Consider the following 23755-nt stretch of genomic DNA (forward strand, 5'->3'; position numbering starts at 1 on the left):
CCGGGGGATATCAGGCTCTGGCCCTCACTACCAAAATCAGGCCACAAAGCAATCGACAGTGGACCGGAAGGGCGCTATTGCGCTTGTTTCAGACTCGGCGCATGCGAAAATGCGCATAAATCGGAAGTAACCATGCTTGGTATATTGAGAAGCGCGGCGGGTACCTGGGTCGCGAAGACATTGCTTTCGCTGCTGGTGGTCAGTTTCGCCGCGTGGGGCATCTCCGGACGGCTGATGGGCGGCCTTGCGGGCCACGATTCGGTGATAACGGCCGGCGGCACCAAGGTATCGATCAACGAATACCGCCTTGCATATGACCGCCAGCTCGCCGTCATGTCGCAGCAGTTCGGTCAGCGCCTCACTCATGAACAGGCAAAGGCGCTCGGCATCGACAACCAGGTGCTGGCGCAACTCGTTTCCGGTGCCGTTCTCGACGAACAGGCACGCAAGCTGGGCCTCGGCCTCTCCAAGGACCGGCTGGCCGAACTCACCCGCGAAGATCCGGCTTTCAAGGGCCCTGGTGGTCAGTTCGACCGAAGGACATTCGACTACATGCTGCACGAGGTCGGCATGCGGCCCGAGGATTACCTGAAGAACCGCGCCCAGGTGGCGGTGCGCCAGCAGATCGTCGAGGCTGTCTCGGACGGCCTCAAGGCGCCGGACACGTTCTTCAAGGCGGTCGCGCTCTACCGCGGTGAAGACCGCACCGTCGACTATTTGACATTGCCAAAGACGCTGGTCGAGCCGATCGAAGCGCCGAGCGACAGCGTGCTCCAGGCCTATTTCGAGGCCAACAAGAAAACCTACGCCGCACCTGAATACCGCAAATTCTCGTATGTCCGCCTGGAGCCGGTGGACATCATGGACACGACCGCGGTCACCGACCAGCAGGTCAGCGACGACTACAACAAGAACAAGGCACGCTACACCACGCCCGAAATGCGCACCATCGAGCAGCTTGTGTTCAAGACGCCGGATGCGGCCAAGGCAGCACTCGATTCGCTCAAGGCCGGCGCCACCTTCGACAAACTGGTGATCGCCGAAGGCAAGGCCCCGGCCGACACGCTGCTTGGCACGCTCGCCAAGGACAAGATCGCCGACAAGGCGGTTGCCGATGCCGCCTTCGCGCTCAACGTCAATGAAGTCAGCCAGGTCGTTCAGGGCACCTTCGGCCCAGTGCTGTTGCGCGTGACCGAGATCAAGCCCGAGGCGGTAAAGCCGCTCGCCGAAGTGTCCGACCAGATCCGCAAGGACCTGGCGCTGGGCGAGGCAAGCCGTATCCTTTTGGATGTGCACGACAATTATGAGGACACCCGTGCATCGGGCAGTTCTCTGGCCGACGCGGCCGCCAAATTGAAGCTTAAGGACATCACCGTCGACGCCATCGATCGCAATGGCCTGAGGCCCGATGGCTCCATCGTCAAGGACCTGCCGGAATCACCGTCGCTGATCAAGGCCGTCTTTGATGCGGAACCCAACACCGAAAACGAGGCGCTGACCACCGCGGACAACGGCTTCGTCTTCTATGAGGTCGGTTCGATCACACCGGCCCGCGACCGCACTCTTGACGAGGTGCGCCAGAAAGTTGTCGCCGACTGGACGGCGGCCGAGACCACCAAGCGGCTCGCCGCCAAGGCGGGCGAACTCGAGAAGCGCCTCAAGGCCGGCGCCACGCTCGACGTCATTGCCGGTGACCTCAAGCTGGAAAAGCAGACCAAGCGCGGTTTGAAGCGCGAAGCCGATGATGCCGATTTCGGCAAGGAGGGCGCCGCCGTGATGTTCGGGGTCGGCGAAGGCGGCACCGGCTTGATCCCCTCGCCCACCGGCGACGGCCAGATCCTGTTCAAGGTCGCCGAAGTGTTCGAACCGGCCGGCGCCGACGCCAGCTCGGTGCCGGAAGACGCGCAGAAATCATTCACCTCCGGCATGTCCGACGACCTGCTCGACCAATTGGTGGCGCAGTTGCAGACGCAGTACGACGTCCGCATCGACCAGGCCGCCGTTGCCCAAGCCTCGACGAGATGAGCGCGCTGAAAACCCATATCGCCAAGGTCGCGACCGGCACTGCCCTGTCCTTCGAGGAGGCCTGCGAGGCCTTCGACATCATCATGTCGGGCGATGCGACCCCAGGGCAGATCGGCGGCTTCCTGATGGCGCTGCGCGTGCGCGGCGAGACGGTGAACGAGATTTCGGGCGCTGTCGCAACGATGCGCGCCAAGATGCTTCGCGTCGATGCCCCTGACGGCGCCATCGACATCGTCGGCACCGGCGGCGACAATTCGCACTCGGTCAACATCTCGACGGCCTCCGCCTTTGTCATTGCCGGCAGCGGCGTGCCTGTCGCCAAGCACGGCAATCGTGGCCTGTCCTCGCTGACCGGCGCGGCCGACGTGCTGATTGCCCTCGGCGTCAAGATCGACATTGCGCCGGAGATGATCGGCAAATGCATCCATGAAGCCGGTGTCGGCTTCATGTTCGCGCCGGCGCACCATCCGGCGATGAAGCATGTCGGTCCGGTTCGGGGCGAGCTTGGCACGCGCACCATCTTCAACCTGCTCGGCCCGCTTTCCAACCCGGCCAGCGTCAAGCGGCAGATGGTCGGCGTGTTCATGCCGGAATGGATCATGCCGGTGGCCGAAACGCTGAAGGCGCTCGGCACCGAGCATGCCTGGGTCGCCCATGGCGATGGCTATGACGAGATCACCACCACAGGCGAGACGCAGGTTGTCGAACTGGTTGGCGGCGAAATCCGCAGCTTTACGCTGACCCCGGAAGAGGTTGGACTGAAGCGCCATACCAAGGATGAGCTGCGCGGCGGTGATGCCGCCTATAATGCCAAGGCCTTGCGCGACATGCTGGGCGGCGCCGCCGGCGCCTACCGCGACACGGTGTTGATGAATGCCGGCGCCGGACTGGTGATCGCCGGCAAGGCGACGACACTCGGCGACGGCATCGCCATCGCCGCGCAGGCGATCGACGGCGGCCGGGCGCTGCAGGTGCTCGACCGGCTGGTCGAAATTTCGAACGGGTGAACCGTGTCTGACATTTTGCGTAAGATCGAAGCCTACAAGCGCGACGAGATAGCCGCCGCCAAGGCACGCCTGCCGCTGGCCGAGATCAAGGCGCGCGCAAAAGACGCCGACGCGCCGCGCGGCTTTCTCGCCGCGCTCCAAGCGAAGCGCAGATCGGGCGGCTTTGCACTGATCGCCGAGATCAAGAAGGCAAGTCCGTCCAAAGGGTTGATCCGTGCCGATTTCGATCCGCCGAGTCTGGCCAAGGCTTATGAAAAAGGCGGCGCGGCCTGCCTTTCCGTGCTGACCGATGCGCCCTCCTTTCAGGGCGCACCGGAGTTCCTGACCAAGGCGCGAGCCGCCGTGACGCTGCCCGCCCTGCGCAAGGATTTCCTATTCGACCCCTACCAGGTCTACGAGGCGCGGGCCTGGGGCGCGGACGCCATTTTGATCATCATGGCCAGCGTCGATGACGCCATGGCAAGCGAACTCGAATCGACGGCATTCGAGCTCGGCATGGATGCCCTGATCGAGGTGCACGACGAAGCCGAGACGGAGCGCGCGCTGAAACTGTCATCGCAATTGATCGGTATCAACAACCGCAACCTGCGGACATTCGAGACCAGCCTCGATACGTCGGAGCGGCTGCGGGCAATGGTGCCGGTTGGTCATTTGCTGGTCAGCGAGAGCGGCATCTTCTCGCGTGACGATTGCCTTAGACTGCAAAGGATGGACATCGACGCCTTCCTGGTGGGCGAGAGCTTGATGCGCCAACGGGATGTGACCGCTGCAACACGCTCGCTGCTCACGGGCAAGGCGCCCGATGGGTCGGCCCGAAAATCGGAATCGATTTTCGGAGAGCACGATGCATAGAGTCAAAGTGATAGAGCGCACTTTGTGCGTCCGAATGGACGCACGTCGTTCTATGGCGATTTGACGATGGCGGCCGGCCTCACTCATCTCGGCGCGCAGGGCGAGGCCAACATGGTCGATGTCGGCGACAAGGACGAGACGACGCGCACCGCGATTGCCGAGGGTTTCGTCTCGATGCAGCCAGAGACGTTGAAGACCATCCTTGCCGGCAATGCCAAGAAAGGCGATGTGCTCGGCACCGCGCGCATCGCCGGCATCATGGCGGCGAAGAAGACGCATGAATTGATCCCGCTCTGCCACCCCCTGCTGCTGACCAAGGTTTCCGTCGACATTGAGCCTGATCATGCGCTGCCAGGCCTGAAGGTCACTGCCCTGGCGCGCGTCACCGGCAAGACCGGGGTCGAAATGGAGGCGCTGACCGCCGCGTCCGTGGCCTGCCTGACCATCTACGACATGGCAAAGGCGGTGGACCGCGCCATGGTCATCTCAGGTATCCGGCTGGTCGAAAAGACCGGCGGCAAGTCTGGCGACTACAAGGCAGGTGCCTGATGGCGCTGGTTCCAGTCGTCGAGGCGCTCGAACGCCTGCTTGATGGCGCCGTGCCGCTGGAGGGCGAAAGCGTTCCTCTCATCGAGGCTGTCGATCGTGTGCTGGCGGAACCCGTCGTGGCGCTTCGCACCCAGCCACCTTTCAACGCTTCGGCCATGGACGGCTATGCAGTGCGTGCCGCCGACGTGGCGTCGGTGCCGTCGAAACTCGCGGTGATCGGCATGGCGCCAGCCGGGCGCGGCTTTGACGGTACGGTCGGCCAGGCACAGGCCGTGCGCATCTTCACCGGCGCACCGCTGCCTGACGGCGCCGACACCATCGTCATCCAGGAAAATGTCCGGGATATCGGCGGTGGCAATATCGAGGTGATCGAGCCCGCCGCGGAGTGGCGTAACATCCGCCGCATCGGTCTCGATTTTTCCAAGGGCGACGTGCTGCTGGAAAAGGGACGCGTGCTCGACCCGGCGGCACTGTCGCTGGCGGCATCGGCCAATCATCCCCGAGTGAGCGTGGTGAAACGGCCGCTGGTCGCCATCATCGCCACCGGTGACGAGCTGTTGCCGCCCGGGAGCGAACTCGGGCCTGACCAGATTATTTCGTCCAACGCTTATGGCGTCGCCGCTGCAGCACAGTCGGTCGGTGCCCGCGCGCTCGATCTAGGGATCGCCGCCGACCGCAAGGACGCCATCGCCGGCATGGTCAGGAAAGCGGTCGCGGCGGGCGCCGATGTCATCGTTACGCTGGGCGGCGCCTCGGTCGGCGACCACGACCTGATCCATGACGTGCTGACCGGCGAAGGCATGACGCTCGGCTTCTGGAAGATCGCCATGCGTCCCGGCAAGCCACTGATGTTCGGACGCCTCGGCGATATCAGATGCATCGGCCTGCCCGGCAACCCGGTGGCAAGCCTGGTCTGCTCGCAATTGTTCCTGAAGCCGCTTCTGGCCAGGCTGGGCGGTCGCGCCTACCGTCAGGACTTCCGTCAGGCGCGGCTGGGCACCGCAATGCCCGCCAATGATCTGCGCCAGGATTATGTGCGGGCGGTGGTCAGGGAAGGCCACGGCGAACTGGTGGCAACGCCGTTCGGTATCCAGGATTCCTCGATGCTGAGGATGCTTGCCGACGCCAACGGGCTGGTCGTGCGCGCGCCTTTTGCCCCTGCATCCGCTGCCGGAGACGTTTGCAGCGTTCTGATGTTGCGCTAAAGAATTTTCCCATAAATAAGCTGATAAACAAGACAAAAATGATCTCGGCTATTCCGAGATCAAGGTCCGGGTCAACGCATGGGCCGGATCGGCAAGGCCATCAACGACGTCGTAATGATGCCGATCGGGCTCGACCACGGCACTGGTGATGGCGCCAAGCCCGGTCCAGATATTGGCCAGCAATGCATTCTGGCGCAGGAACTCGGAACGCTCCCCGCCGCCAGCCCAGCAGGTGATGCGGACACCATCCATGGGCCGCAGCAGTGCCGGGCTTTCCGTCAGCGCCTCATGCTCGTCGATTTTCAGCACCGTGTTCATGTCCGTGCGCATCAGCGGACGCAAATCATGCAAGCCTGAAATCGAAACGACATGGCGTATGCGCCGCGAGACATCGGCCGTCAAAGGCGTCGATGTCGTCACCATGCGGCTGGCGAGATGGCCGCCGGCCGAATGTCCGGTCAGCATCAGTGGTCCCCCGACCATGGCCGCCGCCTTGCCGATCGCCGCCCCGATTTCGCTGACAATGCCGGCGATGAGTATATCGGGGCATTGCGTATAGGACGGCATCGCCACGGCAAAGCCGGTGCCGACCCCGCCACCGGCGAGGTGCGACCACAAGCTCTTGTCGGTCTCCATCCAATAGCCGCCATGGATGAACACCACGAGTCCCCTGGGCGCGACATCGGGAAGGAAAAGGTCGAACCGATTGCGCGGCCCGTCGCCATAGGCGATGTCGAGCCGTGCCCGGCCCTGCGCCGACATCGCGTCTCGGAATGCTTGCGCGGGTTCCGCCCAGGCGGCCGGCCAACGGTCGCTGCCGGCGATATTGGCGCCGTTGGCGTAGGCATTGTCCCAGTCGGCAATGCGATGGTCGAGCATCGGCACCCTCCCCGAAGCGGTATCGTTTCAACACTAGCAATGGCCGCCGCCATGTCATGCGTCAATGCTCGAGCGAAAAACATTTTAGGCTTGAAACAAATTTCGACTGGTGCGATCCTGCGCTCTGTTCGACCATGGACGTGAGGCAGACAGGGGCAGCCGCAAGATGCTTGGGCCTTCAGCGCATATCGACACGTTCACGCGCGATCATTTGCCGCCGCCCGACCAATGGCCCGACTTCCTGCTCGACGGCTTCGACTATCCGGAACACCTCAACGCCGGTGTCGAATTGACCGACAGGCTGGTCGAGAAAGGCCTTGGCGACCACACCGCGCTGATCGGCAACGGCCGTCGCCGCACCTACAAGGAACTGTCCGACTGGACGAACCGGCTCGCCCATGCGCTGGTCGAGAATTATGGCGTCAAGCCGGGCAACCGGGTGCTGATACGCTCCGCCAATAACCCGGCAATGGTCGCCTGCTGGCTGGCCGCCACCAAGGTCGGCGCTGTCGTCGTAAACACCATGCCGATGCTGCGCGCCGGTGAACTCACCAAGATCGTCGACAAGGCGGAAATAACGACCGCGCTCTGCGACACCAGGCTGATGGACGAGATGACCGCCTGCGCCAAGGACAGTGCGTTCCTGAAGCAGGTGATCGGCTTCGACGGCACCGCCAACCATGACGCCGAGCTCGACCGCGCCGCCCTCGACAAGCCGGTCACCTTCACCGCCGTCAGCACCGGCCGCGATGACGTCGCCCTGCTCGGCTTCACCTCGGGCACGACAGGCGTGCCGAAGGCGACGATGCATTTCCACCGCGATCTCCTGATCATCGCCGATGCCTACGCCCGTGAAGTCCTGCAGGTGACGCCGGACGACATCTTCGTCGGCTCGCCGCCGCTCGCCTTCACCTTTGGCCTTGGCGGGCTCGCCATATTCCCCCTGCGCTTCGGTGCGGCGGCGACACTGCTGGAACAGGCGACGCCGCCCAACATGGTCCACATCATCGAGACCTACAAAGCGACCATTTCCTTCACCGCGCCGACCGCCTACCGGGCCATGCTGAAGGCCATGGACGAAGGCGCCGATCTGTCATCGCTGCGTGTTGCCGTTTCGGCCGGCGAGACCTTGCCGGCGCCGGTCTTCGAAGAGTGGACGCGAAAGACCGGCAAGCCGATCCTCGACGGCATCGGCGCCACCGAAATGCTGCACATCTTCATCTCCAACCGCTTTGACGACAGGAAGCCGGCTTCGACCGGCAAGCCGGTCGGCGGCTATGAGGCCCGCATCGTCGACGGCGACATGCACGAGGTGCCGCGTGGCGAGACCGGACGGCTGGCGGTGCGCGGGCCAACCGGCTGCCGCTACATGGCCGATGACAGGCAGAAGGACTATGTGCGCGACGGCTGGAACCTCACCGGCGACACCTTCACGCAGGATGAGGACGGCTTCTTCCACTTCGCCGCGCGTTCCGACGACATGATCGTCAGCGCCGGCTACAACATCGCCGGACCCGAGGTCGAGGCGGCGCTGCTTTCGCATCCCGATGTCGCCGAATGCGCGGTCATCGGCGCCGACGATGGCGAGCGCGGCCAGATCGTCGAGGCGCATGTCGTTCTGGTGCAAGGTGTCTCGCCAGACGCGATGACCGTCAAGCGCCTGCAGGAGCACGTCAAGGCAACCATCGCGCCCTATAAATACCCGCGATCGGTCAAATTCATCGCCGCCCTGCCCAAGACCCAGACCGGCAAGATCCAGCGCTTCCGGCTGCGCACGGAGAAGATCAATTGAGCGAGCCCTACGATCCGGCGTCCGAAGGCGCTGAGATGTCGTTCAAGGAACGCATGTCCTACAGCGACTATCTGCAACTGCAGAAAGTGCTCGACGCGCAGGCGCCGCTGTCATCGGCGCATGACGAAATGCTGTTCATCATCCAGCACCAGACATCGGAATTATGGATGAAGCTCGCCTTGCATGAGATCGGTGCTGCGATCCGTTCGATCCGTGCCGATCGGCTCGAGCCGAGCTTCAAGATGCTGTCGCGCGTCGCCCGTATTTTCGAGCAGTTGAACAATGCCTGGGACGTGCTGCGCACGATGACGCCCAGCGAATACACCGAGTTCCGCGACTCGCTCGGCCAGTCCTCGGGTTTCCAATCCTGGCAGTATCGCGCCATCGAGTTCATGGCCGGCAACCGTAACCTCGCCATGCTCGGGCCGCACAAGCACCGGCCGGACCTCAACGCCAAGCTGGAGGCAATCCTGGCCGAGCCGTCGCTCTACGATGAAGCGCTGCTGCTTCTGGCGCGCAACGGCTTCGACATTGGGGCGGACGCAAAGCGCACGGAGTGGCGCGAGACGCGGACGGAAAACGAAGAAGTCCTGGTCGCCTGGCAGACGGTGTACCGCGATCCGCAGCGCTACTGGATGTTCTACGAATTGGCCGAGAAGCTGGTCGACTTCGAGGACTACTTCCGCCGCTGGCGCTTCAACCACGTCACCACAGTGGAACGCATCATCGGCCTGAAGCGTGGCACCGGCGGCACATCGGGCGCCTCCTATCTCAAGAAGATGCTCGAGGTCGTCCTGTTTCCGGAACTCTGGAACGTCCGTACCCGGCTCTGAACCCTTGTTTGACGACTGTTCAGGTCACCGCCGTCTTGACCGCGAAGCGCGCATCCTTCCAGGCGCCGGTGCGCAGGATATCTTCCAGTACGTCGACCGCCTGCCATACATCGGTGTAACCGACATAGAGCGGCGTGAATCCGAAGCGGATCGTCGACGGCGCACGGAAATCGCCGATCACGCCGCGCTCGATCAGTGCCCGCATCACCTGGTAGCCATTGGGGTGGAGGAATGAAACCTGGCTTCCACGCGCATTGCCGTCGCGCGGGCTTTCCAGCTCCAGGCCGTAGGCGCCGCATCTGGTCTCGACGAGTTGGATGAACAGATCGGTGAGCGCGATGCTCTTCTTGCGCACCACCGCCATGTCGACATCGTCCCAAAGGTCCAGTGCCCCCTTCAGCGCCCGCATCGACAAGACAGCCTGCGTGCCGCACAGGAACCGGCGGATGCCGCTGCCGGCCGCATAACCCTGTTCGAAGGCAAAGGGCCGCGCATGGCCCCACCAACCGCTGAGCGGCTGCCGGACTTTGTCGTGATGACGCTCGGCTGCGTAGATGAAGGCTGGCGCGCCCGGACCACCATTGAGATATTTGTAGGTGCAGCCGATGGCGAAATCGGCATTGGCGCTGTCGAGCTCGACCGGCAAGGCGCCGGCCGTATGGCAGAGATCCCAGACGATGAGCGCACCGACCTGGTGGGCCTTGCATGTCAGTGCCGCCATGTCGCGCAGCTGGCCGGATTTGTAATTGACATGGTTGACCAGGATGACCGCGACACGCTCGTCGATCAGTTCCTCAATGGTCGGCGCGTCGACGCCCTCGAGCCGCAGCACGGTGCCGGGTCGCGTCGAGGCCACGCCTTCGGCCATGTAGAGATCGGTCGGAAAGCTGTCGCCCTCGGCGACGATGATCGAACGTTCCGGCCGCATGCCGAGTGCGGCATGCAGCACCTTGTAGATGTTGATCGAGGTCGTATCGCAGACCACCGTCTGGCCGGCCGCCGCACCGATCAGGCGTCCCAGCTGGTCGCCAAGCGCGACCGGCATGTCGAACCAGCCGGCTGTGTTCCAGGCACGGATCAGGTCCTGCGCCCACTCCTGCGTCGCTGCCTTCTGCAATTCGTCAAAGACGGCGGGCGCCGCGGCCCCGAGCGAATTGCCGTCGAGGTAGATGACGCCTTCCGGCAAGATGAAGCGGTCGCGCATGGCGCGCAGCGGGTCCGCCGCGTCCATGGCTTCGACGGCTGCGAGATCGGGAATTGCGCGCATCATTTGTGACATCCCTGATTATTCACGCCCTGGTGGGGTTTGGGGGGACTTGGGGGGCTTGGGGTTTACGAGCTATTCACGGATCGCTTCGCGTGCTGGCGCCGGCCCGCGACTGCGCTTGAGACTGGGCAAGGCGAGCATGGCCAGCACGAACAGGCCCGTGGCAAGCTTCAGGTCGGGCGGCGGCATGCCGGCGGCAAGGCAGAACGACACCAGCTGGTAGTAGATGATCGCGCCGGCGAAAGGCGCCAGCAGCTGCCGCCAGACCGTCTGCTTGCCGACGACGGCCTCGCCGATCATCAGCGCGGCAAGGCCGTTGATGAGGATGCCCAGCCCCATATTGACGTCGGCGAATCCCTGCGACTGCACCATCAGCGCGCCGCTTGACGCCGAAAACGCGCTCGCCAACCCGACACCGCCTATGGTCGCGGCCCAGACATTGATGCCTTGCGCCTCGGCCATGTCAGGATTGGCGCCCACGGCGCGCACGGCCGTGCCCTTCTCGGTCCTGAAGAACATGTAGAGCAGCATGAAGGCGATAAGCGCGAGAAGGCCAGCGACGACGATCTTGCTGGCGGGAAAACCCGGCCGCGCGAACGGCACCCAGTCGAACACCGTCGGCGAGCCGAACACGGAGAGGTTGGACTTGCCCATGATGCGAAGGTTGATGCTGTAGAGCATCGTCATCATCAGGATGCCGGCAAGAAGCGTGTGGATGCGGAAGCGCAGATGGATGAACGCGGTACAGCAGCCCGCCGCGAAGCCGACAACGAGGGCGGCGGCGATGCCCATCAGCGGCGATGCGCCGGCGGCAAGGAGAACGCCGCAGACGCAGCCGCCCAGCGGAAAAGCGCCTTCGCTGGTGAGATCGGGAAAATTCAGCATGCGAAACGGGATCATGATCCCGAGCACGACAAAGGCCAGGATCAGGCTCTGCGCCATGGTGACCGGCATGATCGCGACGAAGCTGGCGAGAATGTCCTGAACAAAACCCATGGTGATCAGCTCGCCAGCAACATGCGGTCGGTTTTGACGGAGAAATGGCCGATCAGATCGATAACCGTGACCCTCGCCTTCTCCTCGCCGCTAACTTCCAGAAGGACGCGGCCCGCGTCGAGCATGATCACGCGGCTGCCATAGTCGACGGCGTGCTGCATGTTGTGGGTCACCATCAAAGTCGTCAGCTTCAGCGCGCTGACGGCGCGCACCGTCGCCTGCATGACAATCTCGGCCGTGCGCGGATCAAGTGCCGCGGTATGTTCGTCGAGCAGCAGCAAGTCAGGCGATCCGCCGACCGCCATGATCAGCGACAAGGATTGCCGCTGCCCGCCCGAGAGCAGGTCGACGCGTGTGTCGAGGCGGTTTTCAAGGCCGAGACCCAGTATCGACAGGCGTTCCCTGTAGGACGCAAGGCGGGTGGCGTTCAGCCCCTGGCGTAAGGTGCGCTTGCTGCTGCGCAAATCAGCCAGCAGCATGTTTTCAGCAACCGTCATGCTGGCGGCGGTGCCGCGCATCGGATCCTGGAATACGCGAGCCAGTCTCGAGGCGCGCTTGTGCACCGGCATACCAGTCACATCGGCGCCATTGATCAGAATCTGGCCGGAATCGAGGATCAGAGCGCCGGAAATGGCGTTGAGCATGCTGCTCTTGCCGGCCCCGTTGGAGCCGATGACGATGCCGAACTCGCCTGTGGCCAGCGACAGGCTGAGACCGTCCAGCGCGATCTTCTCGTCAGCCTGGCCCTTGTAGAATACCTTACGCGCGGATCGGATCTCGAGCATCGTTCCTCCCTGACCTTGTGGTGACAGCGCCCGCGCCGTCACCCTCACAGCGCCGATGTCAGTCGACGATGCAGCCGCAATCGGCCATCGAAGCCGGTATTTCGATGCCGAACGCAGCCATCGCCTTGCGCGAGATCAACGCCATGTGGTCCTTGTAGGCCGGGCGTGACGGTGCGATCGTCTTGGGATCCTTGCCCTTGAGGATTTCGGCCGCGATGTTGCCGGCGTTGATCCCGACCTGCGTATAATTGACCGCGAAGCTCGCCGGCACGGTGCCGTTGCGGACCGCGCTGTCATCGGCGTTGACGACCGGGATGCCGGCCTGGCGCGCGGCGGCGGAGACAGCGGCGATCGCCGGCTGGATCAGGTTCGAGGTCGGTCCGTAGATCACATCGGCTTTCCCGGCGAGCGAGGCGATGCGTTGCTGAATGTCATTGACGTTGTCGATGCCGACTTCCACGACCTCGAAACCGGCGGCCGGTGCCGCCGCCTTGATCTTCTCGATCAGGGCAACGTCGTTGGCTTCACCGGGATTGTAAGGCACACCAAAACGCTTGGCGTTTGGCAACAGCTTCTTGGTGAAGGCCATCACCGCGGCAACATCCTGAAGATCGGTGGCGCCAGTCATGCCTTCATCACCCGAGTCCCACGACGGCACGAGCTTGGCCGCCACCGGATCGGTGACCGCGGCAAAGACGATCGGAATGCCGGAGCCCGCGAGCGCTTTCTTGGCGATCTGCGAGACCGGCGTGGTGATGGTGTAGATCAGCTTGGGCTGCTCGGCCTGCAGCTTTGCGATCATCTGCGGCACCAGCGATGCATCGAAATTGGTATGGCTCTCCGTATAGACGACGTCCTTACCATCGACGAAGCCATTGTCCGTCAGCGCCTTCTTGAAGCCGGCTATGGCCGCGTTCAATTGCGGATGCTCGCCAAAATTGGCGATGCCGATGCGGATTTGATCGGCGGCGGCACTGCCGGCGCTCACCATCAATGCGCCGGCCAAGAACAAACCCGACAGCCAAGCGGATTTCGACTTCAACATCATTTCCCTCCCAGATTTGATCGACGCCGTTTGCAGCGCGGCTACTGCGGCGATCATGGTCAGTCCGTCGGCCCGTGTCAAACATTATATATAATTCTTGCCATGCCCCCACATCATATATAATTTTCTTTGGCAGACGATGGATGGACCGCGATGCAGGATCAAACGATCTCCACAAAGACGGAGGCAGCCTATCAGCTGTTGCGGCGCGATATCCTGACGACGCGCCTCATGCCCGGGGCCCCGCTCAAGCTGAGTGCGCTGCGCGGCACCTATGGTGTTGGCTGGACGCCGTTGCGCGAAGCCTTGTCGCGGCTAGAGGCCGAACGCCTGGTCACCGCCATCAGCAATCGTGGTTTTGCCGTCGCTCCGGTATCGCGGGCCGAACTGGAGGACCTGGCACGCGCCAGGATGGTGGTCGAGATACCCCTGTTCCTCGAATCGATGGAAAAAGGCGGCAAGGAGTGGGAGGATGCCGTTGTCACCGCCCACTACCGGCTCTCCCGTTGCAAGACCGCGGTCGACGATCCTTCGGATGCGGCCGTCGATAAATGGGACGAGAACCACGAAGCTTTCCATGCGGCGCTGCTGAGCGCGGCGACTTCCAATTGGCTCATGCGATTCCGCTCGACCATCGCCGATCAGCTGCGACGGCATCATCGTTTTCTCGGCCTGGCGCCGACATTGCGGGCCGCGGCTGGCCTGAAGGACGGTTATGAAGAGGCTATGGAGGCATTGTGCGAAGCGATTGCGATCGAACACCATACAGCGATCATGGAAGCTGCACTCGATCGTGACGTCGAGCGGGCCAAGGCGCTGATGACGGCGCATATCGGCTATACCCTGCACGTCTATGTCCATAGCGAAGACAGCGGCGCGACCAAATACGCCGCCCGCGCCGGCAGTTTGAAAGCGGGTTCCGGGTGACTTCAGCGCTTCCGCGACGCCTATTGGCATGCGCTGGCCGGAGTGGGCCAAACGCCTGGATCCATCGCCGCCCCAAAGCTACCAATCGTTGGCGTTTTGGTTTCGTTTCGTTCCGCGAATAATGGATCCATAAATTGTACAATCCACCCGCGAAGAGCCCTCCGAAAGACTGATGCCAAGGCCTATCAGAGGATAGGCCACAGGCCATTAACCAAAACGATTTCAATGCCTCCCGATCGCCGAAAGGGTCGGCCGCAGTCCGCTGTCGCGGCAAAAAACTTCAGACGCGTTAACAAATTCATTAAACTTTAAACAGTTGCGGAACACAACTGGAACGGATAGTGTTTGTTCTGGGTTTGTTTTTTCGATTCTGGTTCAGACCTTTCGTTCAATGCCTTGGGGGCCGCCATGCTGACACGCAAGCAACATGAACTGCTGATGTTCATCCACGAACGGCTCAAGGAAAGCGGAATACCGCCCTCCTTCGACGAGATGAAGGAAGCACTCGATCTTGCCTCCAAGTCGGGCATCCATCGCCTGATCACGGCGCTGGAGGAACGTGGCTTCATTCGCCGGCTACCCAATCGGGCGCGCGCGCTGGAAGTGCTGCGGCTGCCGGACTCGATCGCGCCGGGCCTCAATGCGGCAAAGAAATTCTCGCCAAGCGTCATCCAGGGCAGCCTTGGCCAAGGCAGTCCCGGCCGCCAGATCAGGCCGGCGACGGCGCCTTCGCGCCTGCCCGCGGCCGGCAACGACGACGATGCTGTTTCAGCCGTGTCCATCCCGGTCATGGGTCGTATCGCCGCCGGTGTGCCGATCGATGCCATCCAGCATCAGACGCATTCGATTTCGGTGCCGCCGGACATGATCATGGGCGGCGAGCACTATGCGCTGGAAGTCAAGGGCGACTCGATGATCGAGGCCGGTATCTTCGACGGCGACACGGTCATCATCCGCAATGCCGATACAGCAAGTCCGGGCGAAATCATCGTGGCGCTGGTCGACGAGGAGGAAGCAACGCTGAAGCGGTTCCGCCGCAAGGGCGCCTCGATCGCGCTCGAAGCCGCCAATCCAGCCTACGAAACACGCATCTTCGGACCGGATCGGGTCAAGGTGCAGGGCAAGCTCGTCGGGCTGATCAGGCGCTACTGAACTGGCTTACCATCGGGCTTGTCGGCCTTTTTATAGGGGGCCAGCCCCCTCGCCTCGCGTGAGAATTTTCGCTGCTCGTGCCAGGGTCGGTATGGTCCGTCGATGGCGAATTCGATCTCAGCCGGGGTCGTGGCCGATTGGGGATCGAAGAAAACGGCGGCACTCCCCTTGCGGGCGAGCTGGCGTTTGGTGACGACGAGAACCAGCGGATTATGGCAGGCGTCATAGGCGGTCGCGTCATTGACGACGATCAGGTCGGCGAAAGCGCAGGCCTTCCAGGTGTTCTTGCGATCCTCGACATAGGCGATGATCGCGCCGGAAGGGTGCCTGGCAAGGCACAGGCCTTCGCGGCAATAAAACGGCGATCCCTGCGGCAGGTCGGTGGGAGCGGAAATATCGAATTGCCCGTCCGTCTTGTCGAACATTTCCGGTAGGACGATTGTTTCGGAGATCAGAGCGCGTTTCCAATTGTCGGCTGCGAATTCGTTCGGACGTTCCCGGTTGACGGCCAGTTCGCCATTGCCGATCGACAGAGCCACCAGCCGCGCATCTTCCGAGATCAGCACATCGGGCGCGCGCGTGTGCGACACAGTCAACAGACCGGCAAGCGCGAATGGCACCGCCGTGAGCCGGAGCCACGTCGTCGCCATCGTCGCGATGACCAGCGCGACGGTGACCAGCAGCACGGATTGCTGCGAAATCAGTCCGACTCCATCGACCGGAGAGCGCTCCGATATCCACGCCGATATGGCGATCATCGCTGTCAGGCCCTTGCCCATGAGGTAGAGAGCCGGCCAATCCAACCCGAACGGCATCAGCAACGCGCTGGCGACGGCCAGGAACATCACGATCGATACGATCGGCATGACGGCCAGATTGGCGAACAGGCTGAGCGGTGACACCCGCTGGAAATGCCAGATGGCAAACAGTGCCGTCGCGCTGCCGGCGATGATGGACGTCATGGCCAATCCACCTGTCGCCAAGAGGAATTTTCGCGTCAGAAATCCGGGTAGGGATCGCTTTGGCGGCGGAGGCCTCGTCTTTCCCGCATGGTGGTCGGCCCAGCCGGCATAGGCGCCAACCAAGGCTGCGGTTGCCGCGAACGACATCTGGAAACTCGGGCCGACGACCTCGTGCGGCGAAACCAGGATAACGGCGATCGCCGAGATCGCCAGATTGCGCATGGTCAGCGCCGCGCGATCGAACAAGACGGCGATCAGCATCACCGCCAGCATGATGAAGCTGCGTTCGGCCGCGACGACGACGCCCGAAATGACGAGATAGGCGGCGATCGAAAACAGTGCGGCGGCGGCGGCGTATTTCTTCACCGGCCGGCGCGCGGAAAAGCCTGGAAACAGCGCGAAGGCGCCGCGCAGCAGACCCATGATGGTGCCGGCCACCAGCGCCATATGCAGACCCGAAATCGAGATGATGTGATAGATGCCGGTGCGCCGCATCGCTTCGTTGATTTCATCGGGAATGCCGGCCCGCACGCCGACGATCAGCGCCGCCGCGATCTCGCCTTCCGCGCCGCCAATGCTGCCCCTGATGTGGTCGGCGATGGCTTCGCGGGCATTTTCGATGCCTGAAAACACGCGTGCCGGCAGCGGTATCTCACCGGCTTCGGCGGAGACAACCGTTGGATTGCCGAGAAAGAAGCCGCTGCCGCCGATGCCGGCGAAATAGCTGTCGAAGGAGAAGTCGTAGCTGTCCGGCCGCACCGGGCCGGTCGGCGGCAGCAGTTTGGCATAACCTGTGACAAGCGAGCCGGCAGTCATTTCGGGCGGTATCTTGCGTGCCGAAAGCCGGACCCTTTCAGGCGCGTAGCGCAGTTTCGGCCGGGCGGTCGAAATCACGTCCATGGTCAGCCGGATGCGGCCGCTCTCCATCTCCTCGAGCGAGATCACGCGGCCGGTCAGTTGCGTCGAGATTTCCGAGCCCAGCATCCGGGTTCCGGCTCGCCATGTTTCGACCTTCGCCGCAAGCAGGCCAAGCGCACACAACAGCACCGCCATGAAACACAGATGGGTTTTCGGCCAGGAGCGCGAGACGAATGCACAGACCGCCGCCAGAACCACGACCGCGACAGGCTCTGCAAAATCGGGCTCGGACGCCAGCGAAAAGTAGCAGATCGCCCCAACGGCCAGGCAGACCGGCACCAGCAGGAAGGCGATGCCCCGGTCGAGTTCCAGCTCCGCCGCCTTGGCCACGACGTGACGCAGGCGAGGCAAGGATACCAGGCCGATTTGCCGGCGCACGCGCACAATTCTGCGTGCGGCAGGAGATGGAGTTGGCGCCGGGCTATCCGCCTGCAGCGGCTGGGTTGCGGGCGCAGCCACGAGCGGCGATGGCAGCGGGATCGCAGGAGGCGTCGCAAACAGCGATCGCTCGCTGACGCCGACAATGGCGCCCTCGCCCCGATCCGAGCCTCGGCCTCGTCCAGTCATCGGGTCTGCCCCTTGCGCCCTCGACACCCTATGCTACATGAACGCGCGACGCGCGAAAGTCCGCGCACTCCGCACTCAGCTTCAGACGTTTTCCGAGAGTTCCATGCCCGACAAGGTCATCACCCGTTTTGCTCCCTCGCCGACCGGCTATCTGCATATCGGCGGCGCGCGCACGGCGCTGTTCAACTGGCTCTATGCCAAGCACACCGGCGGCATGATGCTGCTGCGCATCGAGGACACCGATCGCGAGCGTTCGACCGATGCGGCCACATCGGCCATTCTGGACGGCCTGACCTGGCTCGGCCTGTCGTGGGATGGTGACTCGGTCTCCCAATTCGAGCGCGCGCCGCGCCACCGGGAGGTGGCCGAGGAGCTGGTGCGCCTGGGCAAGGCCTATTACAGCTACGAGACTTCAGCCGAGCTCGAGGCGATGCGCGAGGCAGCACGCGCCAAGGGCCTGCCGCCACGCTATAACGGCCACTGGCGTGACCGCGCCCCGTCGGAGGCACCCGCCGGCGTCAAGGGTGCCATCCGCATCAAGGCACCGACCGAGGGCGAGACGGTGGTGCAGGACCGGGTCCAGGGCGAGGTGCGTTTCCCCAACAAGGATCTCGACGATTTCATCATCCTGCGTTCGGACGGCAACCCGACCTATATGCATGCCGTCGTCGTCGATGACCACGACATGGGCATCACCCATATCATCCGTGGCGACGATCACCTGACCAATGCCGCACGCCAGACCGTGATCTACAACGCCATGGGCTGGGACGTGCCGTCGATGTCGCACATCCCGCTGATCCATGGCGCCGACGGCGCCAAGCTGTCGAAACGCCACGGCGCGCTGGGCGTCGAGGCCTACCGCGCCATGGGCTATCTGCCCGAGGCGCTGCTGAACTACCTGGCGCGGCTGGGCTGGAGCCATGGCGACGACGAGGTCATGTCGATCAAGGACATGATCTCCTGGTTCGATATCGGCGACGTCAACAAGGGCGCGGCGCGCTTCGACTTCGCCAAGCTCGAGGCGCTGAACGGCGTCCATATGCGCCGCATGGCCGACACCGAATTGTTCGACATTTTCATCGCCACCTTGCCCTATCTGGAGGGTGGCCCGGCAATGGCGGCGCGCCTCGACGAGAAGAACAAGGCGCAATTGCTGGCAGCACTTCCGGGCCTGAAGGAGCGCGCCAAGACGCTGGTCGAGCTCGTCGACGGCGCCGGCTTCCTGTTTGCCGCGCGGCCGCTGCCGATCGACGACAAGGCGGCACTCCTGCTCAATGACGATGCCCGCAAGATCCTGCGCGGCGCTCACGAAGCTTTGAACGCGCTGTCCGGCGACTGGACAGCCGCCACGGCCGAGGCCGCGATCCGCGACTATGCGCTGGCTGGCGGCCATAAGCTCGGCGCCGTGGCCCAGCCGCTGCGGGCTGCCTTGACCGGCAAAAGCACCTCGCCGGGCGTGTTCGACGTGCTGGCCGTGCTGGGGCGTGAGGAAAGCCTGGCGCGCATAGCGGATCAAATCGATTAGGAGCAAACTGGCCCAAGAAGATTGGCATTGAAAGGCGCGTTTCGCAGTGCAACATTAGGCTTGGCCCAATCTGGCACGCACCTCCTAAAATGCGGTGGCGAATACGCGCATTGCGGTGATTTCGACGTGTCGCTCTGCGGAATTTGCCTTTGCCGGCATGAGGAAACAAGAAGGAGTTTGCAATGACCGAAGCTGCGAAAAAACTGGATGTGGGCGGCCAGGAGGCCACGGCAACGCTGCAATTTGCCGGCAAGACTCACGAATTCAAGGTGCGAAGCGGCTCGGTCGGACCTGACGTCATCGACATCGCCTCGCTCTACAGCACCACCGGCGCCTTCACCTATGATCCCGGCTTCACCTCTACGGCAAGCTGCGAGTCGGAGATCACCTTCATCGATGGTGATGCCGGCATCCTCCTGCATCGGGGCTACCCGATCGACCAGTTGGCCGAACACGGCGACTTCCTCGAGGTCTGTTACCTCCTGCTCTACGGCGAACTGCCGACGAAGGCGCAGAAGGACGATTTCGATTATCGCGTGACGCGCCACACCATGGTGCACGAGCAGATGTCGCGCTTCTTCACCGGCTTCCGCCGCGACGCGCACCCGATGGCGGTGATGTGCGGCGTGGTTGGCGCGCTGTCGGCCTTCTATCACGACTCGACCGACATCTCCGACCCATACCAGCGCATGGTTGCGTCCATGCGCCTGATCGCCAAAATGCCGACGATCGCGGCCATGGCCTACAAGTACCACATCGGCCAGCCCTTTATTTATCCGAAGAACGAGCTGAATTTCGCCGCCAACTTCCTGCACATGTGCTTTGCCGTGCCGTGCGAGGAATACAAGATCAACCCGGTGCTGGCCCGCGCCATGGAGCGCATCTTCATCCTGCACGCCGATCATGAGCAGAACGCTTCGACCTCGACCGTTCGTCTCGCCGGCTCTTCGGGCGCCAACCCTTTCGCCTGCATTGCCGCCGGCATCGCTTGCCTGTGGGGCCCGGCCCATGGCGGCGCCAATGAAGCGGCGCTCAACATGCTGGGCGAGATCGGCCATGTCGATCACATCCCGGAATTCATCGCCCGCGCCAAGGACAAGAACGATCCGTTCCGGCTGATGGGCTTTGGCCATCGCGTCTACAAGAACTACGATCCGCGTGCCAAGATCATGCAGAAGACGGCGCATGAGGTTTTGGGCGAACTCGGCATCAAGGACGATCCGCTGCTCGACATCGCGATGGAACTGGAAAAGATCGCGCTGACCGATCCCTATTTCATCGAGAAGAAACTCTATCCGAACGTCGACTTCTACTCCGGCATCACGCTGAAGGCGCTGGGCTTCCCCACCACCATGTTCACCGTGCTGTTCGCGGTCGCCCGCACGGTCGGCTGGATCGCGCAGTGGAAGGAAATGATCGAGGATCCGCGCCAGAAGATCGGCCGCCCGCGCCAGCTCTACACCGGCGCGCCGGAGCGTGACTATGTGCCGATCGCCAAGCGGTGAATGGAAAAGTCAGTAGTCAGTAGTCAGTAGGGAATAGCCGACATATTCCCACTCACTACTCACTACTCACTACTCACTACTCACTCCCTTGATGTGCCGCATCACAACCTCCGCGGCGATTTCACCGGACGGTTTGTCCGTTGCCATACGCCGTGAGATCTCGGCAAACCCGTCTTTCTGCCAGGCGCGCATGCCACTGTCGGCCAACAGCGCTTCCAGCTGGCGCGCCAGATTGTTCGGTTTGACGTACTCGTTATAGAATTCCGGGATCAACGCGCGATCCGAGATCAGGTTGGGAAGCAGCGCCGACCAGACGGAAACGAGATACGGCGCGACGACGCGTGCGACCGGGTCGAGCCGATAGCAAGAGATCATCGGCACCCCGGACAATGCCAGTTCCAGGGACACCGTGCCGGACGCGATCAACGCGGCGTCGGCCTTGCCGAAGGCCTGCCATTTGCGCTCGGGCTCAAGGATAATCTCGGGTTTCTCGTCCCAGCGCGTGACCGCGGACCGCACGGTATCCGCGACATGTGGCACCGTCGGCAGCATCAGCCGGAGCCGATGCCCGCGCGCCCGCAACATCGACACGGTCTCGCCGAACGGTTCGAGCAGCCGCCGCACCTCGCCGCGCCGCGAGCCGGGCAGGACGAGCAGCGTCTTCACGCGGTCTGGTGATAGATCACGCGGCTGGGCTTGAGCCTTTGCCGCCGAGAGCACACCCGCGTCGTGGGTCAGACGGTGCCCGACATAGGTGCCGGGCGGACCACCCAGCCGATCGAGTTCATTCACTTCGAACGGCAGGACGCACAGAATGTGGTCGACATAGGGCTTCATCGCCACCGCCCTGCCCGGCCGCCATGCCCAGACGCTCGGGCAGACATAGTGGACGATCGGGATCGACGGGTTGGCCGCGCGCACTTTTTTGGCGACGCGCAGCGAAAAATCGGGACTGTCGATGGTGACGAGGCAATCGGGCTTGGCGTCCGCAACCATCCCCGCCAGCTGGCCGATCCGCCGGATCAGGCGCGGCAGGTCACGCAGGACGGCGCTGAACCCCATCAGAGCGACCTCGTCGGCGTCGAACGGCGAAACCAGCCCAAGCGCCTGCAGGTGGCGGCCGCCGAGTCCAACGAGCTGCACCTCGCGCCCTGTCATCTGGCGGAGCGACCGGACGATGTCGGCGCCAAGGAGGTCGCCTGACTCCTCGCCCGCGACGATCGCGATCTTCAGCGCCCTGTCAGCCATGTCCGGACTCCGCTGCGGCAAGGCCAACGATGAACAGCCCAAGCTCATTGGCACGCGAGAGAGTTGCGGGGCCTTCGAGGATCAGGGAGCGCCCCGCTTCGACGGCAATGCCGGCAAGGCCGGCCGCATGCGCTGCTTCTACCGTCTGTGGTCCCATGGAAGGAAGATCCGCCCGCAACTCCTGGCCAGGCTTGGCGCATTTGACCAGAACGCCGCGCGTCTTGCCGGCGATACGGCCGTGGCCGCGCAGCAGCCTGGCGCGGTCCAGCAATCCGGCCGTGCCCTCGATGCCTTCAAGCGCAATGGTCCGGCCACCGACCGCGATCGCCGCCTGGCCGATATCCAGCGCCCCAATGGCCTTTGCCGCGGCAAAACCCGCCTCGATGTCGCGCCAGTCCGATTTCAGAGGCTTAGCCCTGGTCAACACCCCTTCGGCGGCGACAAGGTTCGGCACGATCTCGTGGGCACCCACGACCTTAATCCCCCGGGCCTCGAGCCCGCGCGCCACCACCTTGAGCAGCCCGTCATCGCCACGCGCCAACGCCATGACAACAAGGGGCACCACGGCGAGCAGGCTGAGGCTTGGTCGCAGATGTGCCAGCCTTGGCCTGCGCTTTATCTCGCCGGCAAGTACCAGATGGGTAATCCGGTTGCGCTTGAGCAGCGGAACGAGCGATCCTATCGCCTCTAGGGCAAGGGTATCATGCTCGTACCTGCACAACTCCGCCAAGCGGTCAGCCTCACCGTCCATGAGCACGATGAAGGGCGCATGACCCTGTTCGGCCAAACCGGCAGCGACTTCGACCGGAAGGCTGCCGCCGCCGGCGATGATGCCGACCCTGGCATCAGGCGGGAGATCAAGACCAGCCGCGGCTGTCTCAGCCTTCGTCATCGGTATCGTCGCCATCGCCGCCCTTGAGCGATGGCACCGCATAGTGCCGCTTGCCGCGACTGGTGATGAAGTCGATGATCTTCATTGCGGTCGGCGACGAGGCGAACTCCGCCTTGGCGAACTCGATGTTCTCGCCGACAGTGCGGGAGCGGTCGAAGATCGTCTTGTAGGCCTTGCGCAGCAGATAGATTTCGGAACGCGGCAGACCGGCGCGCTTGAGGCCGATGATGTTCAAGCCGCGCAAGCTGGCGCGGTTACCGACCGCGATGGCGTAGGGAATGACATCACCAACAAAAGCCGAGCATCCGCCAAGAAAGGCGTTGTCGCCTACACGCACGAATTGATGAACGGCGCTGAGGCCGCCGATATAGACATTGTTGCCGATCTCGCAGTGGCCGCCCAATGTCGCCCCATTGGCGAAGGTGGCGTTGTTGCCGACGGCGCAATCATGGGCGATATGGGCGTAGGCGAGGAAATTGCCATTGTCGCCCACCGTCGTTTCGCCGCGGCTGGTGTCGGTGCCGACATGCATGGTCACGCCTTCGCGGATGGTGCAGTTGGCGCCGATGACGAGTGTGGTGCGACCGCCCTTGTGCTTGGTGTTCTGCGGCGGTCCGCCCAGGATCGCCATCGGATAGACCTTGGTCGACGCTCCGATCGTGGTCGCGCCCATGACCGAGACATGGCTAACCAGTTCGACACCGTCACCGATCACAGCATCGGCGCTGACATGGCAGAACGGCCCAATGCGCACACCGTGGCCGATTTTGGCGCCTTCTTCCACGACGGAGGAAGGATGGATTGACGTGTTGATTTTCATA

At 63.2% G+C, this 23755-nt stretch carries 20 protein-coding genes; 11 read left to right on the forward strand and 9 right to left on the reverse strand.

Going from position 1 to position 23755, the window contains the following annotated elements; genetic code table 11:
- Positions 1–132: 132 nt before the first annotated feature.
- The 5 genes from O7A61_RS01505 to O7A61_RS01525 all read left to right on the forward strand — a co-directional run bounded on the left by O7A61_RS01505 (position 133) and on the right by O7A61_RS01525 (position 5638).
- A complete protein-coding gene (locus O7A61_RS01505) occupies positions 133–2025 on the forward strand; it encodes a SurA N-terminal domain-containing protein (protein ID WP_337128097.1) in 1893 nt (630 codons plus the stop codon).
- A complete protein-coding gene (trpD, locus tag O7A61_RS01510; RefSeq protein ID WP_337128098.1) occupies positions 2022–3032 on the forward strand; it encodes an anthranilate phosphoribosyltransferase in 1011 nt (336 codons plus the stop codon). The genes O7A61_RS01505 and trpD overlap by 4 nt, the downstream gene beginning before the upstream one ends.
- A gap of 3 nt (positions 3033–3035) precedes the next feature.
- Positions 3036–3884, forward strand: coding sequence for an indole-3-glycerol phosphate synthase TrpC (trpC, locus tag O7A61_RS01515; RefSeq protein WP_337128099.1), 849 nt, complete (start codon positions 3036–3038; stop codon positions 3882–3884).
- A gap of 66 nt (positions 3885–3950) precedes the next feature.
- On the forward strand, positions 3951–4433 hold the full coding sequence (moaC, locus tag O7A61_RS01520; RefSeq protein ID WP_337128140.1) for a cyclic pyranopterin monophosphate synthase MoaC: 483 nt from the start codon (positions 3951–3953) through the stop codon (positions 4431–4433).
- Entirely contained in the window at positions 4433–5638 is a 1206-nt protein-coding gene (locus O7A61_RS01525; RefSeq protein WP_337128100.1) for a molybdopterin molybdotransferase MoeA, read from the forward strand. The genes moaC and O7A61_RS01525 overlap by 1 nt, the downstream gene beginning before the upstream one ends.
- 48 nt (positions 5639–5686) lie before the next feature.
- Here O7A61_RS01525 and O7A61_RS01530 read toward each other — a convergent pair whose 3' ends face one another.
- Positions 5687–6517, reverse strand: coding sequence for an alpha/beta hydrolase (locus O7A61_RS01530; protein WP_337128101.1), 831 nt, complete (start codon positions 6515–6517; stop codon positions 5687–5689).
- Between the two features lie 166 nt (positions 6518–6683).
- Here O7A61_RS01530 and O7A61_RS01535 point away from each other — a divergent pair, with 166 nt between their 5' ends.
- On the forward strand, positions 6684–8309 hold the full coding sequence (locus O7A61_RS01535) for an AMP-binding protein (RefSeq protein ID WP_337128102.1): 1626 nt from the start codon (positions 6684–6686) through the stop codon (positions 8307–8309).
- Entirely contained in the window at positions 8306–9142 is an 837-nt protein-coding gene (gene kynA / locus O7A61_RS01540; protein ID WP_140505446.1) for a tryptophan 2,3-dioxygenase, read from the forward strand. The genes O7A61_RS01535 and kynA overlap by 4 nt, the downstream gene beginning before the upstream one ends.
- A 19-nt stretch (positions 9143–9161) precedes the next feature.
- Here the strand turns inward: kynA and kynU are convergent, their stop codons facing one another.
- The 4 genes from kynU to O7A61_RS01560 form a co-directional block, all read right to left on the reverse strand.
- Entirely contained in the window at positions 9162–10409 is a 1248-nt protein-coding gene (gene kynU, locus O7A61_RS01545) for a kynureninase (RefSeq protein WP_337128141.1), read from the reverse strand.
- 72 nt (positions 10410–10481) lie between these two features.
- Positions 10482–11405 carry an ABC transporter permease gene (locus O7A61_RS01550; RefSeq protein ID WP_337106876.1) on the reverse strand — a complete coding sequence of 308 codons (924 nt, stop codon included), beginning with the start codon at positions 11403–11405 and terminating at the stop codon, positions 10482–10484.
- A 5-nt stretch (positions 11406–11410) separates the two neighbouring features.
- Complete coding sequence (locus O7A61_RS01555) at positions 11411–12190, reverse strand: ABC transporter ATP-binding protein (RefSeq protein WP_337128103.1); 780 nt, start codon at positions 12188–12190, stop codon at positions 11411–11413.
- A gap of 58 nt (positions 12191–12248) precedes the next feature.
- Entirely contained in the window at positions 12249–13235 is a 987-nt protein-coding gene (locus O7A61_RS01560) for an ABC transporter substrate-binding protein (protein WP_337128104.1), read from the reverse strand.
- Positions 13236–13388: 153 nt separating this feature from the next.
- Between O7A61_RS01560 and O7A61_RS01565 the strand changes: the two genes are divergently transcribed.
- Positions 13389–14162: a GntR family transcriptional regulator gene (locus O7A61_RS01565; RefSeq protein WP_337128105.1), complete on the forward strand. Its 774-nt coding sequence runs from the start codon at positions 13389–13391 to the stop codon at positions 14160–14162.
- A 408-nt stretch (positions 14163–14570) separates the two neighbouring features.
- Positions 14571–15314 (forward strand): transcriptional repressor LexA, encoded by a 744-nt coding sequence (gene lexA / locus O7A61_RS01570; RefSeq protein WP_337128106.1) that lies wholly within the window; start codon positions 14571–14573, stop codon positions 15312–15314.
- Here the strand turns inward: lexA and O7A61_RS01575 are convergent.
- A complete protein-coding gene (locus tag O7A61_RS01575) occupies positions 15308–17761 on the reverse strand; it encodes a ComEC/Rec2 family competence protein (RefSeq protein WP_337128107.1) in 2454 nt (817 codons plus the stop codon). The genes lexA and O7A61_RS01575 overlap by 7 nt on opposite strands.
- Before the next feature lie 103 nt (positions 17762–17864).
- On the opposite strand from O7A61_RS01575, the gene gltX reads away from it, so the two are divergent.
- Positions 17865–19289: a glutamate--tRNA ligase gene (gene gltX, locus O7A61_RS01580; RefSeq protein ID WP_337128108.1), complete on the forward strand. Its 1425-nt coding sequence runs from the start codon at positions 17865–17867 to the stop codon at positions 19287–19289.
- Between the two features lie 182 nt (positions 19290–19471).
- The gene (gene gltA, locus O7A61_RS01585) at positions 19472–20794 is read left to right on the forward strand and encodes a citrate synthase (RefSeq protein WP_337128109.1); all 1323 of its coding nucleotides are present in this window, start codon (positions 19472–19474) and stop codon (positions 20792–20794) included.
- A 69-nt stretch (positions 20795–20863) separates the two neighbouring features.
- Here the strand turns inward: gltA and lpxB are convergent, their stop codons facing one another.
- The 3 genes from lpxB to lpxA are packed head-to-tail and all read right to left on the reverse strand — an operon-like array spanning position 20864 to position 23754.
- A complete protein-coding gene (gene lpxB, locus O7A61_RS01590; RefSeq protein WP_337128142.1) occupies positions 20864–22042 on the reverse strand; it encodes a lipid-A-disaccharide synthase in 1179 nt (392 codons plus the stop codon).
- On the reverse strand, positions 22035–22949 hold the full coding sequence (locus O7A61_RS01595) for an LpxI family protein (protein WP_442921032.1): 915 nt from the start codon (positions 22947–22949) through the stop codon (positions 22035–22037). Before O7A61_RS01595 ends, lpxB begins: the two co-directional genes overlap by 8 nt.
- Positions 22921–23754, reverse strand: coding sequence for an acyl-ACP--UDP-N-acetylglucosamine O-acyltransferase (gene lpxA / locus O7A61_RS01600; protein ID WP_337128111.1), 834 nt, complete (start codon positions 23752–23754; stop codon positions 22921–22923). Before lpxA ends, O7A61_RS01595 begins: the two co-directional genes overlap by 29 nt.
- Between the last annotated feature and the right edge of the window lies 1 nt (position 23755).

The sequence above is a fragment of the Mesorhizobium sp. Cs1321R2N1 genome (assembly GCF_037179725.1).
Taxonomy (GTDB): domain Bacteria; phylum Pseudomonadota; class Alphaproteobacteria; order Rhizobiales; family Rhizobiaceae; genus Mesorhizobium; species Mesorhizobium salmacidum.

Coding starts and splice junctions, on each gene's coding strand:
- O7A61_RS01505 (WP_337128097.1), top strand. CDS start 133: ATGCTTGGTATATTGAGAAGCGCGGCGGGTACCTGGGTCGCGAAGACA.
- trpD (WP_337128098.1), top strand. CDS start 2,022: ATGAGCGCGCTGAAAACCCATATCGCCAAGGTCGCGACCGGCACTGCC.
- moaC (WP_337128140.1), top strand. CDS start 3,951: ATGGCGGCCGGCCTCACTCATCTCGGCGCGCAGGGCGAGGCCAACATG.
- O7A61_RS01525 (WP_337128100.1), top strand. CDS start 4,433: ATGGCGCTGGTTCCAGTCGTCGAGGCGCTCGAACGCCTGCTTGATGGC.
- O7A61_RS01530 (WP_337128101.1), bottom strand. CDS start 6,517: ATGCTCGACCATCGCATTGCCGACTGGGACAATGCCTACGCCAACGGC.
- O7A61_RS01535 (WP_337128102.1), top strand. CDS start 6,684: ATGCTTGGGCCTTCAGCGCATATCGACACGTTCACGCGCGATCATTTG.
- kynU (WP_337128141.1), bottom strand. CDS start 10,409: ATGCGCGCAATTCCCGATCTCGCAGCCGTCGAAGCCATGGACGCGGCG.
- O7A61_RS01550 (WP_337106876.1), bottom strand. CDS start 11,405: ATGGGTTTTGTTCAGGACATTCTCGCCAGCTTCGTCGCGATCATGCCG.
- O7A61_RS01555 (WP_337128103.1), bottom strand. CDS start 12,190: ATGCTCGAGATCCGATCCGCGCGTAAGGTATTCTACAAGGGCCAGGCT.
- O7A61_RS01560 (WP_337128104.1), bottom strand. CDS start 13,235: ATGTTGAAGTCGAAATCCGCTTGGCTGTCGGGTTTGTTCTTGGCCGGC.
- O7A61_RS01565 (WP_337128105.1), top strand. CDS start 13,389: ATGCAGGATCAAACGATCTCCACAAAGACGGAGGCAGCCTATCAGCTG.
- lexA (WP_337128106.1), top strand. CDS start 14,571: ATGCTGACACGCAAGCAACATGAACTGCTGATGTTCATCCACGAACGG.
- O7A61_RS01575 (WP_337128107.1), bottom strand. CDS start 17,761: ATGACTGGACGAGGCCGAGGCTCGGATCGGGGCGAGGGCGCCATTGTC.
- gltX (WP_337128108.1), top strand. CDS start 17,865: ATGCCCGACAAGGTCATCACCCGTTTTGCTCCCTCGCCGACCGGCTAT.
- gltA (WP_337128109.1), top strand. CDS start 19,472: ATGACCGAAGCTGCGAAAAAACTGGATGTGGGCGGCCAGGAGGCCACG.
- lpxB (WP_337128142.1), bottom strand. CDS start 22,042: ATGGCTGACAGGGCGCTGAAGATCGCGATCGTCGCGGGCGAGGAGTCA.
- O7A61_RS01595 (WP_442921032.1), bottom strand. CDS start 22,949: ATGGCGACGATACCGATGACGAAGGCTGAGACAGCCGCGGCTGGTCTT.
- lpxA (WP_337128111.1), bottom strand. CDS start 23,754: ATGAAAATCAACACGTCAATCCATCCTTCCTCCGTCGTGGAAGAAGGC.